Consider the following 17,434-nt stretch of genomic DNA (forward strand, 5'->3'; position numbering starts at 1 on the left):
CGTGCTCAGCCGCCGCGCGACGCTGGGCGCGGGCCTGGCGATCGGGGCTGTCGGGTTGGGGGCCGCCGCCCCCCGCAAGCCTCGCCTCGTCTCGCTGAACCCGTGCCTGGACGGCGTGCTGGTGGAGGTGGCCGACCGCGACCAGATCGCGGCGCTGAGCCACTACGCCCGCGACCCGCAGCAGTCGAGCATAGCCGAGCGCGCCAAGAGCTATCCAATCACCTACGAGAGCGCCGAGGAGGTGATCGCGCTGCGGCCCGACGTGGTGCTGAGCGCCGCCCACTCCTCGCCGGCCACGCGGGCGGCGCTGAAGCGTCTGGGCGTGCGGGCCGAGCTCTTCAAGGTACCCAACAGCTGGACCGAGAACCAGGCCGACATCCGCCGGATCGCCCAGGCCGCCGGCCACGTCGATCGCGGCGAGGCGCTGATCGCCCGCATCGACCGGGCCCTGGCCGCGTCGGCCCCGCCGCCAGGCTCGCGGCCGCTGGAGGCGCTGGTGTTCCAGCCCAACGGCTTCGCCGCCGGCGAAGGCACGCTGGTCGACGAGATGATGAAGCGGGCCGGCTTCACCAACGTCGCCAGCCGCTACGGCCTGAAAAAGTGGGGCAACGTCTCGCTCGAACGCCTGCTGGCCGATCCGCCGCAGGTGCTGCTGGCCGGCCAGGCGCGTCCCGACGCACCGACCTGGGCCGAGCGCATGTTGAGCCACCCGGCCCTGGCCAAGGTAAGCCACCGCATGACCCGCGCCACCTTCCCCGAACGGCTGCTCTATTGCGGCGGCCCGACCCTGATCGACACCGCCGCCACCCTGGCGGCCGCCCGCCGCCAAGTCCTGAAGGCCCGCGCATGAGCCATTCCCGCCGTTCCCGGCTGCTGATCGGCGGCCTCCTGCTGGCCATAGCCGTACTGTTCGGCCTGTCGCTGATGAGCGGCAGGGTCTGGGCGCCGTGGAGCGCCTGGGTCGACCGCGCCGATCCGCGCTGGGCGATCATCTTCGAACTGCGCCTGCCGCGCACCGTGCTGGCCGTGGCCATCGGGGCGGCGCTGGGCCTGTCGGGCGCGGCCATGCAGGGCTACACCCGCAACCCGCTGGCCGATCCGGGCGTGCTGGGCGTGTCGTCCATGGCCGCCCTGGGCGCGGTGATGAGCCTCTATCTGGGCCTGGCCTTCACCGCGACCTGGCTGCTGCCGGCCTGCGCGATCCTGGGCGCGGGCCTGGGCGTGGTGCTGATGCTGGCCCTGGCCGGCACCACGGGGGGTACGGTGACCTTCCTGCTGGCCGGCGTGATCCTCAACACCGTGGCCAGCGCCGGCGTGGCGTTGGCCCTGTCGCTCGCTCCCAACCCGTGGGCGGCGCAGGAGATCATCAGCTGGCTTCTGGGCTCGCTGGCCGATCGCAGCGTCGACGAGGTGCGTCTGGCCGTGCCGCTGATCATCGTCGGCCTCGCCGTCCTGCTGACCCTGCGCAAGGCGCTGGACGCCCTGACCCTGGGCGAGACCGGGGCGACGGCGCTGGGCGTCAACCTGTCGGCGGTGCGGGTGATCCTGGCGGTCGGCGTCGGGATCGCCTCGGGCGCCAGCGTGGCGGTGACCGGCCTGATCGGTTTCGTCGGCCTGATCGCCCCGCACCTGGTGCGCCCCCTGGTCGGACACCGGCCGGGCGCCCTGCTCGTGCCCGCCGCCCTGGCCGGCTCGGCCCTGGTGCTGGCGGCCGACATCGTGGTGCGGCTGACTCCCTCGGCCGCCGAGATGCGGCTGGGCGTGGCCACCGCCGCCGTCGGCGGGCCGTTCTTCCTGGCCCTCCTGATCTCCATGCGCCGGAGGCTCGCATGACCGCCGCCCCTTTCCCCGCCGCCACGCTTTCCGCCGAGAACCTCAACGTCGCCCTGGGCGGCCGCGCCGTGCTGCACGGGGTTTCCGCCACGTTCCGAGCCGGCGAGGTCACCGCCGTGGTCGGCCCCAACGGCGCGGGCAAGTCGACCCTGCTGGCCTGCCTGGCGGGTCTGCGCAAGCCCGACGCCGGCGCCGTCAGCCTGGACGGCGCGCCGCTGGCCGCCCTGCCGCACCGCGAGCGCGCTCGCCGGATCGGCTTCCTGCCGCAGACGCCGGAAGTGGCCTGGGCCGTCGACGTCGAGACCCTGGTCGGGATCGGCCGCTCGGCCCACAGCGGCATGCGCGGCCTGTCGGAAGCCGACCGCCTGGCCGTGGCCCGCGCGCTGAAGCACACCGACCTGGAAGGCCTGGCCCGTCGCGAGGTCAAGAGCCTGTCGGGCGGCGAGCGCGGCCGCGCCCTGTTCGCCCGCGTGCTGGCCGGCGAGCCCAGCTGGCTACTGGCTGACGAGCCGCTGGCGGGCCTGGATCCCGGTCACCAGCTGGACGCCGTGGACCTGATGCGCGGCTTCGCGGCGCAGGCCGGCCAGGGGGTGATCATGACCCTGCACGACCTGGCCATCGCCGCGCGGCTGGCCGACCGGGTGCTGGTGCTGGTCGATGGCCGATTGATCGCCGACGGTCCGCCGCGCGAGGCCCTGACGCCCGACGTGCTGGCCCGCGCCTATGGAGTCACGGCAAGAGTGGTCGAGGGCCAGTCGGGTCCGCTGATCGAACTCGTGGGACGCCATGGCTGAACCGCTGCTGCTCGCGCCTCCGCTGGCCCTGCTGATCGAGGCCCTGGTGGGTTACCCGCAGGGCCTGCACAAGGTCCTGCCGCATCCGGTGACCTGGATCGGCAAGGCGATCGAGGCGATGGAGCGGCGATGGAACCGGCCCGAGACCTCCGAGCTGCGCCGCAAGGAACTGGGCGTGGTCACGATGGCGATCTTTGTCGGCGCCGCGATCCTGGTCGGCAGCATCCTGGAGGCGGCGTTCGACAGCGGCCTGCTGGCCACCCTGGCCGTGGCGCTGCTGGCGACGCTGGGACTGGCCCAACGCAGCCTGCACCAGCACGTGATGGCCGTCCTCGACCCGCTGGAGGCCGGCGACCTGCCCGCCGCCCGCGAGGCGGTGAGCCGCATCGTCGGGCGCGATGTCGAAGACCTTGATTTGCACGGCGTCACCGCCGCGGCCCTGGAGAGCCTGGCCGAGAGCTTCAACGACGGGGTCGTCGCGCCGGCCTCGTGGCTGACCCTGTTCGGCCTGCCGGGCCTGTTCGCCTACAAGGCGGTGAACACCGCCGACAGCCAGATCGGCCACATGGAGCCGCGCTGGCGCTCGTTCGGCTGGGCGGCCGCCAGGACAGACGACGTCATGAACTGGGTTCCCGCGCGCCTGGCCGGCGTGCTGATTTGCCTGGGCGCGGGCTGGAAGGGCTGGGCGATCATGCGCCGCGACGCCCGCAAGCACGCCTCGCCCAACGCCGGATGGCCCGAGGCGGCCATGGCCGGCGCGCTTGGCGTCAGGCTGGGCGGCCCGGCCCGCTACGATGGCGAGACCACCCAGCGCCCCAGCTTCGGCGATGGGCGCGCGCCGGACCTGACCGACCTGCGCCGGGGCTTGCGGATCTATCGCCGCGCCTGCGCCCTGCTGTGGCTGCTGGTGGCCCTGCTGTGCCTGGGCGGCTGGAGACTGACCCTATGACCTTCGTCCCGCCGTCCATCGCCGCCGTCGACCGAACGCTGGAGCCCAAGCTGCGCGCGAAGCTGGACGGCAAGGCCAAGCCGCCGGGCTCGCTGGGCCGGATCGAGGACCTGGCGGTGCGCCTGGGCCTGATCGCGGACAGTCTTGCGCCCCGCGCCGGCCGCACCGCCCTGCTGGTGTTCGCTGGCGACCACGGCCTGACGCAGGAAGGCGTCTCCAGCTATCCGTCCGCCGTCACCGTGGCGATGGTCGGCCTGTTCCTGTCGGGGCGGTCGAGCGTCAACGCCTTCGCCAAGGCCACCGGCGTGTCGGTGAAGGTGGTCGACGCCGGCGTCGCCGCCGACCTGCCCGCCCATCCCGACCTGATCGACGCCAAGGTTCGCCTGGGCGGCCGCAACGCCGCCCGCGAAGCCGCGCTGACGCCGCAGGAAACGCGCCTGGCGCTGACGCGCGGGATCGAGATCGCCGGCCGGGCTCTCGACGAGGCCGACGTGTTGGCCATCGGCGAGATGGGTATCGGCAACAGCTCGGCGGCCGCCCTGATGATGCACCGGCTGGCGCCCGCGCCGCTGAACGCCTGTGTCGGCCAGGGCACGGGCCACGACGCCGAGGGCCTGGCCCGCAAGACCGCCGCCATCGCCCGCGCCGCCGCCCGCAGCGACGCCGAGGACCCTTTCTCTGTGCTCGCCGAGTTCGGCGGCTGCGAGATCGCCATGATGGCCGGCGCGGTGCTTGGCGCGGCCGCGCGCCGGCGCCCCGTGCTGGTCGACGGGTTCATCGCCAGCGCCGCGGCCCTGGCGGCCGTTCGCCTGGCGCCCGAGGCGCTGGACTACTGCGTGTTCGCCCACGGCTCGGCCGAGAAGGGCCACGCGGCGATGCTGACGGCGCTGGGCGTCGAGCCTCTGCTCGATCTCGGCCTGCGGCTGGGCGAAGGCACCGGATCGGTGCTGGCCGCGCCGCTGCTGGCGGCGGCCGCCAACCTGCTGACCGACGTCGCCGACCTCGCGGACGTGCTGGGATGATCGGCCGCCAGGTTCAGTTGCTGCTCTGCGCGGTGCAGTTCCTGACCCGGCTGCCCACCCCGTCCCTGCGCGGCTTCGAGCCCGACTGGATCACCCGTTCGGCGCGCTATTTCCCGCTGGTCGGCCTGCTGGTCGGCGGGCTCGGCGCTCTGGTGCTGCTGGCGGCCGCCCAGATCTGGAACGGCTGGGTTCCGGCCCTGCTGGCGCTGGGCGCGGGCCTGCTGTTGACCGGCGGCTTCCACGAGGACGGCCTGGCCGACGCCGCAGACGGCCTGGGCGGCGGCCAGACGCCCGAGCGTCGCCTTGAGATCATGAAGGACAGCCGGGTCGGGACCTACGGCGTGCTCGCGCTGATCGTGGTGCTGGGCGCCAAGGCCGCGACCCTGGCCAGCCTGGCGCCGATGGACGCGGCCCTGGCTCTGCTGGCCGCCCACGGCATCGGCCGCCTCGCCGCCGTGGCGACCATGACCGCCCTGCCCCACGTGAGCGACCGCGCCGACGCCAAGTACAAGCCCGCCCCCGACGGCGTGAAGCCTCTGGAGGTGCTGGTCGCCGCGATCCTGGGCCTGTGGCCGCTGCTGCTGGCGCCGCCGATCGGCGCCCTGGCCGCCGTCGGCCTGGCGGCGGTCTTCGCCGTGGCCATGGCCCTGCTCGCCCGCCGCCTGATCGGCGGCTATGTCGGCGACGTGCTGGGCGCCGTCGAGCAGCTGGCCGAACTGGGCGCCCTGCTGGGCCTGGCCGCCGTGCTGGCATGATCCTGGCCGTCTGCCCGCTGAACCGGCTGGACGCGCACCTGGCCGCGCATGCGCCCTCGCACGTGGTCAGCCTGCTGTCGCCAGCCGCCGAGCCGCCGGACGTCTCGAACGCCGAACGCCTGCACCTGGCCTTCCACGACATCGCCGAACCGCGCGAGGGCCTGATAGCGCCGCACGAGGCGATGATCGACAGCCTGCTGGCCTTCGCCGACGGCTGGGACGGCGACCGGCCGCTGCTGCTGCACTGCTATGCCGGGGTAAGCCGCTCTACCGCGGCGGCCTTCGTCCTGGCCTGCCGGCTGGCCCCGCATCGCGACGAGGCCGACCTGGCGCGGGCCCTGCGGACGCTATCGCCTTCGGCCACGCCCAACCCGCTGATGGTCGCCCTGGCCGACGCGGCGCTGAAGCGGCAGGGGCGCATGATCTCGGCCATCGCCGCCATCGGTCGCGGCGCCGAGGCCTTCGAGGGCGAGGCCTTCGCCTGGGACCTCTCTCAGTAGGTGACCGTCGCGATCACCTGGTCGCCATAGGTCGCGGGCGACGGCGTGGTCTGGGCCGGGACACGGCCATAGAGCGTCAGCGGCTGGGCCCCGCCGGTGCCGCTTCCCCCGACCGTCAGCCCGGCGCCGGTTCCCCAGGGCGATCCCCGGGCCTCGTCCTTGTAGATGCCGTAGGTGACGTACTGGCTAGCGGCCTTCATGCGCCGAGCGGTGGCCGAGGTTCCCTGCTGGCCGTTGTCGAGCCCGATGGCGTAGGGCGTGTCCTTGGTGCAGGTCACCGACATGCTGGTCTGGGCGTCCTTGGCGGCGCTGAGCACCCCGACATTGCCGAAGCTGAGATTGCCGGTCGAGATCGTGCAGTCGGGGATCAGCGTGGCGCTGAAGGTGAAGGTGGCCGGCACGACCGGATAGCCGATGGTCACGCCCGCGCAGGTCAGCAGATTGAGGCCCCAGAAGAAGTTCTGGCCCGCGAAGCTGGTCGAGTAGGCGCCCGGAACGGTGGTGGCCGTGGTCGACAGGCGCAGATAGACGGTCTGGTTGACGTTGATCGAGGTGCCTGTCCCCGGACTGGCGGTGATCGTGGGCACCGTGCCGAACACCAGCAGCGCCGACGAGCCCCATGTCTGGGTGCGGGCCGCGTCCTGGTAGATCTGGAACCCCACGGTCGCCCCGCCAGGACCCACCATGTAGCGCTGACCCGCGCCGTTGCTGCCGCCCGAACCGGCGTCGAGGTTGGGACACAGCGAATAGCTCAGCAACGATCCAAGGCCCGTGCAGCTGAAGTTGAGCGTCGCGGTGGCGTCGACCGTGCCCGCCGTCAGCGGACTGAGGGTCGAGCCGAGGTTCACGCTGTTGATCGAGGCGGTGCAGCTGGCTGCGGCCTGCGCCCTGGACGGCGCGCCGAACCAGGCCAGGGCGACGACGAGCAACCCGGCCAGCGCCATCAGGCGCAGGCGCCAGAACCTAGCGGCAGACGGCGTCGACGACATGCCGGCCTCCCTCGCTGGCGGCCGCGCCCAGAACCAGGCGCGCGACGCATTCGTTCCCGTCCTCGACCACGACGCGCAGGTCGCCGTCGGCGATCGCCCCGGTCAGGAAGGTCTGGCCATCGTAGCCGACGATCGCGCGCTCGGTCACGCCGGGACGGATCACCTCGGCGCCCGGCGGCACGAAGCCGCCGTCAGGCCGATGGAGGGTCAGCAGCACGGCCGGCGGGCTCTTGCCCACGCCGAAGCGGACGATGGCGCCGCCGCCGGCCATGGGCGTGACGGTGCGTTCGGTCTGGTCGGCCTCCAGCTCCAGCGGCAGGTCCTGGCTGTCGATCGACAGGCGGTTGACCTCGAAGGCCTCGAGATTGCGCACCAGCAGGCGGCCGTTGCGGTCGCTGCGGCCTACCTTCTGGTTCTGGTAGAGCACCGGCACGTCGGGCGCTCCGACCTCGACCAGAGCGAAGGAGCCTTCCAGCCGGTTGGTCGCCGCGCCCACGCCGCCCAGCCAGGCCACGGCGCCCTCGACCTGCACCTGGCCGCGCGCGGCGCCGTCGGCGTACTGCACAGCGCCCGAGACGCGGGCGTTGCGGCCGCGATAGGCGCCCTGCAGTTCCGCGCCCTGCTGCGCGCCCTGCTCGATGCGGCCGCGCCAGCCGTAGCTGCCCTGGGCCTGGGTCTCGGCGCGGCTGGCCTCGACGAAGGCGATGGTGTCGCCGCCCTGGGCCTGGACGCCGGCCGTCGCCGAACCCGAGGAGCCAAGCGGTATCGAGATGCCGAGAAACGCGCCCGCGTCGCGGCGCTCGCCCCGGCTGGCGTAGGCGGTCACATAGGCCGTGACCCGATCGGCCAGGGTATGGCGCAGCGAACCGCTCCAGACCTGGCGGCGGGGTCCCGAGGCGGGTGTCTGGGCGCTGTAAGAGGCGCTGAGCACAGGGACGTCGCCGTCTCGCATCAGCCGCGCGAGGCGAAGCGGCGTCGAGACGGTGACCTGGTCGATGGCGCGCGGCGGCTCGTCGCCGGCCATCCTCCAGTTGCGATAGAAGGACGGGCGCGACGTCACCGACGCCAGGTCGCGGTAGCCGTCCGACGCCCGCATGCTCATGCCCGAGACGTAGAAGCCGGCGAACCGGCTGTCGAAGACCATGGCCGCCAGCGCGCCGCCGCGGTCGTCGACGTGGCTGGCGGCGAGCGAGGCCGAGACCACGCCCAGCCCACCCACCTGAACCGTCGCGCCGGCTCCGCCCTGCACGAGCCCGGCGCCGGCTTCCACATGTCCCTCGACCGTCAGGGCGTCGCGCACCCCGTAGCGCAGGCTGGCCGAGACGATCGGCGACCCGGCGTAGTCGGCCGACTCCACGCCGAAGCCGCGACGGGCGAACCCCGCCTCGGCCGAGAAGTCGGCCAGTCCCTTGCGCAGCAGCAGCGGCGTGGCGAAGAACGGCGCATCCACCGCCACCTGGCGACCGGCGGCGTCGGCCAGCACCAGCCGCACGTTGCTGTAGCCCTGGGCGGACGGCAGGCCGTCGATGCGGATGGGTCCCGCCCCCACCGGCCGGCTGAGGATCCGGCTGTCGTTGACATAGAGCTCCAGCGTCGAGGGCGCGGCGGCCGTGGCGGCCAGGCGCGGCGACGGCATGGTGACGATGTCGGGCCGAGTGGCGAAGTCGCGGCGCACCTGGAAGCCGGCCATGCGGATGGGCCGCGTCCAGGCGAATCCGCCGTTGATGTAGTCGCCGCCGCGCAGGCCCAGCATCCGCTTGGGATCGTACCAGGACCAGGTGGTGTCGAGCCGCACGATGCGGGTCTCGTCGCCGACGTGGCTGGCCGACACGCCGCTGGCCAGGGCGCCGAAGCGGCCGAAGACACGGCCGTCGAGGGCCAGCCCGATGGCGTCCACGCCCAGCGCGTCGTCGGCGTCGACCTGGCCGGCGTCAGCCGAGAGGATGTAGTTGAGCACCGCGCCCAGGTCCTGGCGGGGCGCGCCGGCGGTCTCGCGGCGCACCGACAGGTCAAAGCGCTGGATCGCCAGCTGGTCGATGTCGGCGGTGACCATCAGGCGCTGGCCGGCGTCGTCGTAGGCCGCCGAAAGCCCCTGGTTCGCGGCCAGCTCCACCATGCCCATGCCGGAAGCCTCCAGCCCAACCGCGCGCATCTCGTCCGCCCGCATCCGCAGGCGGCCGTCGGCCTCGCGCTCCACCGCCGCGACCAGACCGGTGTTGCGGCCGTTGATCCAGACTTCGAGCTGCAGGTCCTCGCGCAGGGTCGCGACGGCCTTGAGATCGGGGAGCGGCAGGTCCTGGGCCAGGGCGCTGGCCCCGCAGGCGGCGAAGACGGCGCTCAGAAGGGCCGCCTCAGTCGCTCTTGAGCGGCGCATCGATAGGCCCGGTGTCGGTGTCGGCGATCAGCCGAACCCCGGCGGCGGGCTGGAAGGCCCCCGCGGGCCAGGAGACTTCCGCTCCGGGCAGAACATAGCCCACCAGGCCCTTGCGTTCGGCAAGGACCGCGCCGGAGGCGTCGCCGATCCGCAGATTGGCCAGGCGCAGGCGGCGAGCGCCGGTGTTGCGGCCGACCAGGGCCGCGCCGCCGTCCTCGGACGACTGCAGGCGCCATTCGATCCGGGGCCGCTCGCGGCTCGATCCGAAGAACAGCGGGATGGAGTGGCGCATCAGAAGGGTGACCTGCCGGCCGGACTCACTGAGCGGCGGCGGCAGTTCGTCGACGATCAGGCGGTAGGATTCCTCGCCCTCGGGCGGACGGCCGTCCAGCCGGACGACGCGAACGGTGCGGCTGGCGCCCGGCTCGACCTTGGCGATCGGCGGGCTGGCGACCACGCCGGTTGCGGGGGTCAGGACGTCTCGCCCGCCGGCCTGCGTCCACCGGAACACCCGGATCTGGACGTTCAGCGGCGCGGCGTCGTCGTTCTGCAGCGTCAGGGTCGTCGCGTTCTGGCCCGCGGGCAGGTCCAGGCTCACGGGGCTGACGCGCAGCGACGCGGCGGTCGCCTGCGCGCCGCCGAGCGCGGCCAGGGCCAGGCCGGCCAGGAGGACGACCGTACGCATCTCAGTAGGTGATCGTCACCGCCACGAGGTCGCTGTAGGCGCCCTGGGCCGGCGTCGTCTGGGCCGAGACACGGCCGTAGGCGGTATAGGACTGCACGGCGCCGTTGCCGGTGCCGGCCTGGGTGTCGACGTTCTGGGTCACGCCCCAGACCTGGGTGCGGCTCGCGTCGCGGTAGAGCGCGTAGCCGACCGTGTCGTTGGCGGCGCTGGTCATCTTGCGCGCGCCCACGGTGGCCCCGGTGCCCGCCCCGGCGCTCAGCGCGACCGTATAGGGCGTGGAATTGGTGCACTGCACGCCGATCGTGCTGGTGGTGTCGATGTTGGCGTCGATGACCCCGCGTGAGCCGAAGTCAACATTCGAAGCCGACTGCACCTTGCATTCGCCTTGAATGGTCAAGTTGACCTGAAAGGAACTCGACGCCGTCGCAGCAGTCGCCGAACCAGATATCGCCATGAACGCCATCGTTCCAACGACGAAAACTGAAGTCGCTATTTTCTTCATGTCCGGCCGCCCCTTCTGGAAATTCGAACAGGATCTCACTCGCGTAAGACTTGCGGCGCTCGCCGTTGCCGAGTGATTAACGAGCATTAGGACTAGCTGCGACAGCCGGTCGCGGAAGTCGCGCTCCCCTAAGTGGAGAGTCGAAGAATCCACCTCCCCCGGAAGTGGAGAAATGTCAATTTTCGGGACCTGCTTTGGTTGAGCACAAAGGGAAACGCCGATTTTTGAACGCCGTTATATCGCGAGCGACTGACATGAATGAAAGTAGCTGGCGTCAGCCGCGCGACGTCGCGATGAGGGACGTTATGTCGCAGCCTTCGACGGCCCATGGGGAGCGGTTCGAGCGCCGATTTCGACGCCGCCGGGCCGGCTTTCGACAAAACCGGCCGCCATTCTCCAAGCATCGCGGCGTCGCGGCGAGCAGGATATCGACGTTCGACAGGCGCTCCACCGCACCGCCCCTCGAACGGCGCGGCCCTCCTCCCCAGCCCCGAGGCCGCCCGGCCGCCGTCTCGCCGCAGCCCCGACAGGCGAGGCGGCGGCCGCACGCCGCGCCCGCATGGAACACGGCGGCGCTTCGCGGCTTCCTTCAGCGGAGGAGCCAGCCATGCCCCACGTCCGATCCGTCCCGTCCGCCCTGCCCGCCGACGGCGCCGACAAGACCATCGACCTGCAGGAGCCCCGCAGCGTCCGCTACTGGACCGAGACCCTCGGCGTCAGCGAGGAACAGCTCCACACCGCCTGCGAACACGCAGGCGCGTCGGTGGAGGAAGTGCGCAGGTATCTGGGGAGCAACAGCTGAGGGGGCGGTGGTAGGCCTGGAGGGACTCGAACCCCCAACCAGACCGTTATGAGCGGTCGGCTCTAACCATTGAGCTACAGGCCCCCAGGGTCGCGCGGACGTCGGAGAGTCGGCGCTAGCGAGGACGCGTCGATTAGCATGGGCTGCACGCGGCTTAAAGGTGCGGTTCAGGTTGATTTTGCGACATGGGAACCAATCGCGGGTCGACGCACTGTCGTGTCCCCGCGCGCAGGAGAACAAGAACCATGATCCGCACCCGCTCGACCGTTCCGGCCCTGATCGCCGCCGGCGTCGCCGTCCTGGCCGTGTCGGCCGTCCCCGCCGCGGCCCAGACCGACGGCGACGCGGCGTTCCGCGCCACGACCTTCAACCTGTCGGCTGCCGGCGAGACCGCGGTCGCCCCCGACATGGCCACCATCACCCTGGGCGTGCAGACAGAAGGCGCCAGCGCCGCGGCGGCCCTGTCGGCCAACGGCGCGGCGATGAACAAGGTGATGGCGGCGCTGAAGAAGGCCGGCGTCGCCGAGCGCGATATCCAGACCTCGAACCTCAACGTCAATCCGCAGTACGTCTACGAGCAGAACCAGCCGCCCCGCCTGACCGGCTACCAGGCCAGCAACCAGGTGACGATCCTGGCGCGCGACCTGTCCAAGCTGGGCCAGACGGTGGACGCGGCGGCATCGGCCGGCGCCAACACCGTGAGCGGCATCAGCTTCGGCCTGCAGAACCCGCAGAAGGCCGAGGACGAGGCGCGCGTAAAGGCGGTCGAGGCCCTGAAGGCCAAGTCCGACCTCTACGCCCGCGCCACCGGCTACAAGGTGGTGCGCCTGGTCAGCCTGAACGAGGCCGGCGGCTACACGCCCTCGCCGCAGCCCGTGCCGATGTTCGCCATGGCCAAGCGCGAGATGGCCGACTCGACTGCGATCTCGGGCGGCGAACTGAAGGTGCGGATCGAGGTCAGCGCGACCTACGAGGCGCGCCAGTAGGCGCCGGGGTCAGCGTCGAAGCTGGAAACCTCGCTCCCTGCCGGGAGCGAGGTTTTTCTTGTCAGAAGCCGGCGCGGACGAAGGCCCGCTCGACGCGGTCCTGGATCTCGATGCCCGGCAGGGCGCGCTCGCCCTCCATGACCGCGAGGTAGCGCAGGCCCGAGGCCTGGCGGCCCTTGCCCGCCGGCACCGGACCCATGGCCCAGCCCACGCGGTTGGTCGCCGAGCTGTCGCAGCTGATGAACCTGGCCTCGCCGGCGAGGCTGGCCTTCAGCACGTCCTGGGCCGTGGAGGTCTTGCCCTCGCAGGTCGGCAGGTTGCGGGCGCACGAGATGTACCCGCCGCCGGTCCAGAGCACCTTGCCGCCCGGCTCGGCGATCAGCACGCAGGTCGAGGGCGAGCCGATGGCGCGGCCCACGGCCTGGGTCAGGGCGTCCTCGTCGACGCCCTTGGGCAGCTTGGGACCGCAGCCGGCCAGCGCCAGGGCGCCGACCAGAGCAAGAGCCAGGGCGGCGCCGGACCGCATCAGGCGGCCTGCTTGATGACGTTGCCCTCGTCGAGCAGCACGACGGTCGGGGCGTAGTTGCGCGCCTCCTCGGCCGGCATCTGGCAGTAGGTGACGACGATGACGGTGTCGTTCTTCTGCACCAGGCGGGCGGCGGCGCCGTTGACGCCGATCACCTTGGAGCCGCGCGGGGCCTCGATGGCGTAGGTGGTGAAGCGCGCGCCGGTGGTGATGTTGAGCACGTCGACCTGTTCGTTCGGCAGGATGCCCGAGGCGTCCAGCAGGTCGCGGTCGATGGCGATCGAACCTTCGTAGTCGAGGTCGGCCTGGGTCACCGTGGCGCGGTGCAGCTTGGCCTTCATCATGGTCAGAAGCATGGCGACGCCCCTTCTTATCTCGTTGAAACACTGGGATTTCGCGAGGTCGCCACACACATGACCCGCGTTCAGTCACGGCCATATAGACAGGATGGGCCGCGCGTTCAATCGCAGCGCAGCAAGGCGCGGTGGATGGTCGCGTCGGATCAGCCGGTCTGGACCTTCAGAAAGTCCGTCACCCGGACCAGCACCGGGGCCTTGCGCCGGAAGGATCGCGACAGCGCCAGCAGCGGCGCGGCGTGGTCGAGGCCGGGATAGACCTGCTCCTCGACGGTCGCGCCGGCCTCGCGCAGGGCCTTGGCCAGCTTGCGGGTGTTGCGCGGCCGGACCGTCGTGTCGCCCTCCCCCGTCGCCAGGAAGGCGGCCGGCGCGTCGGCGCGGGCGAAGCTGGTCGGCTGGGTGGCCGGCAGGTTTTCGACGTGCCCGAAGGTGCGGGTGGTGATCGGCCCGTCGAGCGGCAGGAAGGCATAGGGCCCGGAGAGGCCGGCGAAGGCCTTAACCGCGCCAGGGGCGACGCCGGCGCTCGCCAGCCAGGACGGATCCAGAGCCAGCATGGCGGCGATGTAGGCCCCCGCCGAATGCCCGGCCAGGGACAGGCGCGCGGGATCGCCGCCAAGAGCGGCTGCGTGCTCGGTCGTCCAGCGCACGGCCAGCGCCGCGTCCTCCAGGAAGGCCGGATAGCGGACCTCGGGATAGAGCCGGTAGTCCGGCACGACGACGAGGAAGCCTTGCGCCGCCAGCGCGCGCGCGGCCCAGCCGTAGTCGGCCCGGCGGCCCGAGTTCCAGGCTCCGCCGTAGAAGAACGCCAGCACCGGCCACTCCCCCGCCTCGCCTTGGGACGGCGCGTAGACGTCGAGTTTCTGGCGAGGGTGGCCGCCATAGGAAGCCCCGCGCGCCAGGCGGCGCGCGGGGTCCTTGGGTGTCAGCGCGGCGAAGATCGCCAGCGGCGACCAGGCCTCCGCCAGGCTCAGAGCTTGAACCCGCCGGCCAGGATCTTGGCGTGGACGGTCTTGGTGACCTTCACATAGCCCTTGCCGGGCTCGCGGAAGTACAGCGGATCCTTGATGACGGCCGGGTCGAAGCCCTCCTTCACCAGGTCGATCTTGCGGTACTTGAAGGTGCCGGTGGTCTCGATCTCGGGCTGCAGGCGCACGAACACCGGACGGGCGTAGGCGGGCATCTCGCGGTCGACATATTCGGCCAGGTTGTCGATCGCGAACTCGGGACCGACGACCAGCGAGGCCATGCCGGCCTTGCCGTCGAGGTCGCCCACCGGCACGCCGTAGACGTTGATCTCCTTGACGCCCGGGAAGCCGGCCAGGCGCTCGGACACCTCGCTGGTGGCGACGTTCTCGCCCTTCCAGCGGAAGGTGTCGCCGATGCGGTCGACGAAGTAGATGTAGCCGTCGCCGTCCTGGCGCATCAGGTCGCCGGTGCGGAACCAGGCGTCGCCCTTCTGGAAGACGTCGTGCAGCACCTTCTTCTCGGTCGCCGCCTTGTCGGCGTAGCCGGTGAAGTTGGAGCGCGCGTCGCTGGCGATATGGCCGATGCACTCGCCGATCTCGCCCGGCTTGACCTCGATGCAGCAGCCACTGGGGCCGCGCACCGGCGTCTCGGTCTCGACGTCGAACTTGACGATGCGGATGTTGAACTTCTTCTTCAGATAGCCTGGCACCCGGCCGATCGCGCCGCGGCGGCCGTCGAAGTTGAACAGCGACACGTTGCCTTCGGTGGCGCCGTAGAACTCCAGCACCCCGCCGACCTTGAAGCGGTCGAGCATGTCGTCCCAGACGTCCGGACGCAGGCCGTTGCCGAAGATCAGGCGCAGCTTGTGGGCGCGCTCGAACTCGTTCTCGGGCTGGTTGGCCAGGTAGCGGCACAGCTCGCCGATATAGACGAACATGGTGCAGTTCTCGCTGACCACGTCGCTCCAGAAGTGGGTGGCCGAGAACTTCTTGCGCAGCACGATGCTGCCGCCGTTCAGCAGGCCCGCGCCCATGGCGCAGAGGCCGCCGGTGGCGTGATAGAGCGGCAAGGTCACGTAGATGCGGTCGGAGGCGCGCGAGTCGGTCGAGCCGGCGAAGCCGCGCATGTAGAGCTGGGCGCGCATGTGGGTGATGCGCGCGGCCTTGGGCAGGCCCGTCGTGCCGCTGGTGAAGATGTAGAGCGCGGTGTCCTTGGCCAGCAGGCCGTCACGGGCCGTCAGGCGGTCGGGCCGCAGCTGGCTGCAGCTCTTCAGAGCGTTGACCAGGTCGCGCTGGTCGCCGTGCGCCGGACCCAGAACCCATTGTTGGATGTGGCGGCCGAGCTGATCCTTGACGTCCTCGAAGCAGGGCGAGGTCTCCGGGTCGACGATGCAGTGCAGCGCCTGGGAGATGTTGAGGCAGTGCGCCAGCGCGGCGCCCGTCAGTTGGTTATTGATGAGAGCCGTGGCGACGCCGACCTTCGAAAGGCCGTACCAGATCGCCAGGTACTCGATCCGGTTGGGCATGAAGAGCGCCACGGTCTGGCCGCGGGTGATACCCTGGCCCTTGGCCCAGTGCGCGTAGCGGTTCGCGATCGCGTCCAGCTCGGCGTAGGTGATCGTCTTGCCTTCGAACGTGATGGCGGGGTTGTCCCGCCACTTGTCGACCGCCGCTTCCAGATCGTCGCAGATCAGGTTGTCGCTGTCGGGCGCGATCGACTTCACACGCTTGAGGGTGCGGGTCAGTCCCTTCAGGAACCGCCACTCGCGCTTCAACTTGGCCTGCAGACGCATAAATTCACTCCCTTCAAACAACCATTGGAGAGCGCCGGGCTAGCGGTCAAGTCGCTGGAAGGTCTTGAGTGTGCATCTGCGAAAAGCAACCTCGCAATTGCGACAAATCTTTTCGCATGCCGTAAGGGCACTATTGAAAGGGCCCCGTGGAACTGATCCACGGGGCCCCTTTGGTCTCGGATTCGAGATTGACCTTAAGGTCAGCCGTTGGCGACCTTGCGCTGATCGTCGCGAGCCGCCTTCAGCTTCTCGGCCACCAGGAACGCCAATTCCAGGGCCTGCTCGCCGTTCAGGCGCGGGTCGCAGTGGGTGTGGTAGCGGTCGGCCAGGTCGGTCTCCGACACGGCGCGAGCGCCGCCCAGGCATTCGGTGACGTTCTGGCCGGTCATCTCCAGGTGCACGCCGCCCGGATGCACGCCTTCCGAATGGGCCACTTCCACGAAGGTCTTCACTTCGGAAAGGATGCGGTCGAACGGACGGGTCTTGTAGCCGGTCGAAGCCTTCAGCGTATTGCCGTGCATCGGGTCGGTGGCCCAGACCACGGCGCGGCCGTCGGCCTTGGTGGCCTTCATCAGGCGCGGCAGGCGGTCGGCGATCTTGTCCGAACCGAAGCGGCCGTACAGCGTCAGGCGGCCCGGCTCGTTGTTCGGGTTCAGCACGTCGATCAGGCGCAGGAGGTCGTCGCCCTCCATGGTCGGGCCGCACTTGAGGCCGATCGGGTTCTTCACGCCGCGCATGAACTCGATGTGGGCGCCGTCCAGCTGGCGGGTGCGCTCGCCGATCCACAGCAGGTGGGCGCTGGTGTCGTACCAGTCGCCCGAGGTGCTATCGACGCGGGTCATGGCTTCCTCGAAGCCCAGCAGCAGGGCCTCGTGGCTGGTGAAGAACTCCACGCGCTTCAGGTCGGGCTGGGTGTCGGGCGTGACGCCGACGGCCGACATGAAGGTCAGGGCCTCGGAGATCTTCTCCGACAGCTCGCGGTAGCGCGCGCCCTGCGGGCTGTCGCCGACGAAACCCAGGGTCCAGCGATGGATGTTGTAGAGGTCGGCATAGCCGCCGCTGGCGAAGGCGCGCAGCAGGTTCAGGGTCGCCGCCGACTGGCCGTAGGCCTTCAGCAGGCGATCGGGGTCCGGCACGCGCTCGGCTTCGTTGAAGTCCATGCCGTTGATGATGTCGCCGCGATAGGACGGCAGGGTCGTCTCGCCGATCGTCTCGATCGGTTCGGAGCGCGGCTTGGCGAACTGGCCGGCGATGCGGCCCACCTTCACCACCGGCTTGCCGCCGGCGAAGGTCAGCACCACCGCCATCTGCAGGATCAGGCGGAAGGTGTCGCGGATGTTGTCGGCGTGGAACTCCTTGAAGCTCTCGGCGCAGTCTCCGCCCTGCAGCAGGAAGGCCCTGCCTTCGGCCACGTCGCCGAGCAGCGACTTAAGCCGGCGCGCCTCGCCCGCGAACACCAGCGGCGGCATCTGGCGAAGCGTCTGCTCGACCCGATCCACGGCGGCCGCGTCCGGATAATCGGTCGGCACGTGCTTGGCGGGTTTGGCTCTCCAGGTCGCGGGGGTCCACCGGGCGGTCATGATCTTCTCGAAGGTTCTAAAAG

Annotated in this window: 19 protein-coding genes and 1 tRNA gene; 10 read left to right on the forward strand and 10 right to left on the reverse strand. The window is 70.9% G+C overall.

All coding sequences use genetic code 11. The features are described from left to right. The first annotated feature begins 1 nt into the window (after position 1). Genes C1707_RS20760 through C1707_RS20790 form a run of 7 tightly spaced genes read left to right on the forward strand, consistent with a single transcriptional unit; the run spans position 2 to position 5,853 of the window. Positions 2 to 850, forward strand: coding sequence for an ABC transporter substrate-binding protein (locus C1707_RS20760; protein ID WP_240633761.1), 849 nt, complete (start codon positions 2 to 4; stop codon positions 848 to 850). Continuing rightward, entirely contained in the window at positions 847 to 1,833 is a 987-nt protein-coding gene (locus C1707_RS20765) for a FecCD family ABC transporter permease (RefSeq protein WP_101714746.1), read from the forward strand. The genes C1707_RS20760 and C1707_RS20765 overlap by 4 nt, the downstream gene beginning before the upstream one ends. Then, positions 1,830 to 2,627 (forward strand): ABC transporter ATP-binding protein, encoded by a 798-nt coding sequence (locus C1707_RS20770; RefSeq protein ID WP_101714745.1) that lies wholly within the window; start codon positions 1,830 to 1,832, stop codon positions 2,625 to 2,627. The genes C1707_RS20765 and C1707_RS20770 overlap by 4 nt, the downstream gene beginning before the upstream one ends. Beyond that, entirely contained in the window at positions 2,620 to 3,576 is a 957-nt protein-coding gene (gene cbiB, locus C1707_RS20775) for an adenosylcobinamide-phosphate synthase CbiB (protein WP_101714744.1), read from the forward strand. Before C1707_RS20770 ends, cbiB begins: the two co-directional genes overlap by 8 nt. After that, complete coding sequence (cobT, locus tag C1707_RS20780; RefSeq protein ID WP_180896955.1) at positions 3,573 to 4,598, forward strand: nicotinate-nucleotide--dimethylbenzimidazole phosphoribosyltransferase; 1,026 nt, start codon at positions 3,573 to 3,575, stop codon at positions 4,596 to 4,598. The genes cbiB and cobT overlap by 4 nt, the downstream gene beginning before the upstream one ends. Continuing rightward, positions 4,595 to 5,353 carry an adenosylcobinamide-GDP ribazoletransferase gene (gene cobS, locus C1707_RS20785; RefSeq protein WP_240633762.1) on the forward strand — a complete coding sequence of 253 codons (759 nt, stop codon included), beginning with the start codon at positions 4,595 to 4,597 and terminating at the stop codon, positions 5,351 to 5,353. Before cobT ends, cobS begins: the two co-directional genes overlap by 4 nt. After that, positions 5,350 to 5,853: a tyrosine phosphatase family protein gene (locus C1707_RS20790; protein ID WP_101714743.1), complete on the forward strand. Its 504-nt coding sequence runs from the start codon at positions 5,350 to 5,352 to the stop codon at positions 5,851 to 5,853. Before cobS ends, C1707_RS20790 begins: the two co-directional genes overlap by 4 nt. Here C1707_RS20790 and C1707_RS20795 read toward each other — a convergent pair. Genes C1707_RS20795 through C1707_RS20810 form a run of 4 tightly spaced genes read right to left on the reverse strand, consistent with a single transcriptional unit; the run spans position 5,847 to position 10,403 of the window. Beyond that, positions 5,847 to 6,842: a Csu type fimbrial protein gene (locus C1707_RS20795; protein ID WP_101714742.1), complete on the reverse strand. Its 996-nt coding sequence runs from the start codon at positions 6,840 to 6,842 to the stop codon at positions 5,847 to 5,849. The two genes, C1707_RS20790 and C1707_RS20795, sit on opposite strands and share 7 nt — an antisense overlap. Continuing rightward, on the reverse strand, positions 6,817 to 9,216 hold the full coding sequence (locus C1707_RS20800; protein WP_101714741.1) for a fimbria/pilus outer membrane usher protein: 2,400 nt from the start codon (positions 9,214 to 9,216) through the stop codon (positions 6,817 to 6,819). Before C1707_RS20800 ends, C1707_RS20795 begins: the two co-directional genes overlap by 26 nt. Next, positions 9,194 to 9,901, reverse strand: a complete 708-nt coding sequence (locus C1707_RS20805; RefSeq protein ID WP_101714740.1) for a fimbrial biogenesis chaperone — start codon at positions 9,899 to 9,901, stop codon at positions 9,194 to 9,196. Before C1707_RS20805 ends, C1707_RS20800 begins: the two co-directional genes overlap by 23 nt. A 1-nt stretch (position 9,902) precedes the next feature. Then, positions 9,903 to 10,403 (reverse strand): Csu type fimbrial protein, encoded by a 501-nt coding sequence (locus C1707_RS20810; protein WP_101714739.1) that lies wholly within the window; start codon positions 10,401 to 10,403, stop codon positions 9,903 to 9,905. Between C1707_RS20810 and C1707_RS27020 the strand changes: the two genes are divergently transcribed. Then, positions 10,354 to 10,479, forward strand: a complete 126-nt coding sequence (locus tag C1707_RS27020) for a hypothetical protein (RefSeq protein WP_276310639.1) — start codon at positions 10,354 to 10,356, stop codon at positions 10,477 to 10,479. The two genes, C1707_RS20810 and C1707_RS27020, sit on opposite strands and share 50 nt — an antisense overlap. A 531-nt stretch (positions 10,480 to 11,010) precedes the next feature. Further along, a complete protein-coding gene (locus tag C1707_RS20815; RefSeq protein WP_101714738.1) occupies positions 11,011 to 11,205 on the forward strand; it encodes a DUF3606 domain-containing protein in 195 nt (64 codons plus the stop codon). An 8-nt stretch (positions 11,206 to 11,213) separates the two neighbouring features. On the opposite strand, the gene C1707_RS20820 is transcribed toward C1707_RS20815, so the two are convergent. Beyond that, positions 11,214 to 11,289, reverse strand: a tRNA-Ile gene (locus C1707_RS20820). 161 nt (positions 11,290 to 11,450) lie between these two features. Here C1707_RS20820 and C1707_RS20825 point away from each other — a divergent pair. After that, on the forward strand, positions 11,451 to 12,191 hold the full coding sequence (locus C1707_RS20825; RefSeq protein WP_101714737.1) for an SIMPL domain-containing protein: 741 nt from the start codon (positions 11,451 to 11,453) through the stop codon (positions 12,189 to 12,191). A 61-nt stretch (positions 12,192 to 12,252) separates the two neighbouring features. Here the strand turns inward: C1707_RS20825 and C1707_RS20830 are convergent, their stop codons facing one another. The 5 genes from C1707_RS20830 to C1707_RS20850 all read right to left on the reverse strand — a co-directional run bounded on the left by C1707_RS20830 (position 12,253) and on the right by C1707_RS20850 (position 17,411). Continuing rightward, complete coding sequence (locus C1707_RS20830) at positions 12,253 to 12,717, reverse strand: hypothetical protein (RefSeq protein ID WP_101714736.1); 465 nt, start codon at positions 12,715 to 12,717, stop codon at positions 12,253 to 12,255. Further along, positions 12,717 to 13,073: an aspartate 1-decarboxylase gene (panD, locus tag C1707_RS20835; protein WP_058347267.1), complete on the reverse strand. Its 357-nt coding sequence runs from the start codon at positions 13,071 to 13,073 to the stop codon at positions 12,717 to 12,719. The genes C1707_RS20830 and panD overlap by 1 nt, the downstream gene beginning before the upstream one ends. A gap of 146 nt (positions 13,074 to 13,219) precedes the next feature. Beyond that, positions 13,220 to 14,044 (reverse strand): alpha/beta hydrolase, encoded by an 825-nt coding sequence (locus C1707_RS20840; protein ID WP_101714836.1) that lies wholly within the window; start codon positions 14,042 to 14,044, stop codon positions 13,220 to 13,222. Next, positions 14,041 to 15,831: a long-chain-acyl-CoA synthetase gene (locus tag C1707_RS20845; protein WP_101714735.1), complete on the reverse strand. Its 1,791-nt coding sequence runs from the start codon at positions 15,829 to 15,831 to the stop codon at positions 14,041 to 14,043. The genes C1707_RS20840 and C1707_RS20845 overlap by 4 nt, the downstream gene beginning before the upstream one ends. A 200-nt stretch (positions 15,832 to 16,031) precedes the next feature. Continuing rightward, the gene (locus C1707_RS20850) at positions 16,032 to 17,411 is read right to left on the reverse strand and encodes a class II 3-deoxy-7-phosphoheptulonate synthase (protein WP_101714734.1); all 1,380 of its coding nucleotides are present in this window, start codon (positions 17,409 to 17,411) and stop codon (positions 16,032 to 16,034) included. Between the last annotated feature and the right edge of the window lie 23 nt (positions 17,412 to 17,434).

The sequence above is a fragment of the Caulobacter flavus genome (genome assembly GCF_003722335.1).
Classification (GTDB): Bacteria; Pseudomonadota; Alphaproteobacteria; order Caulobacterales; family Caulobacteraceae; genus Caulobacter; species Caulobacter flavus.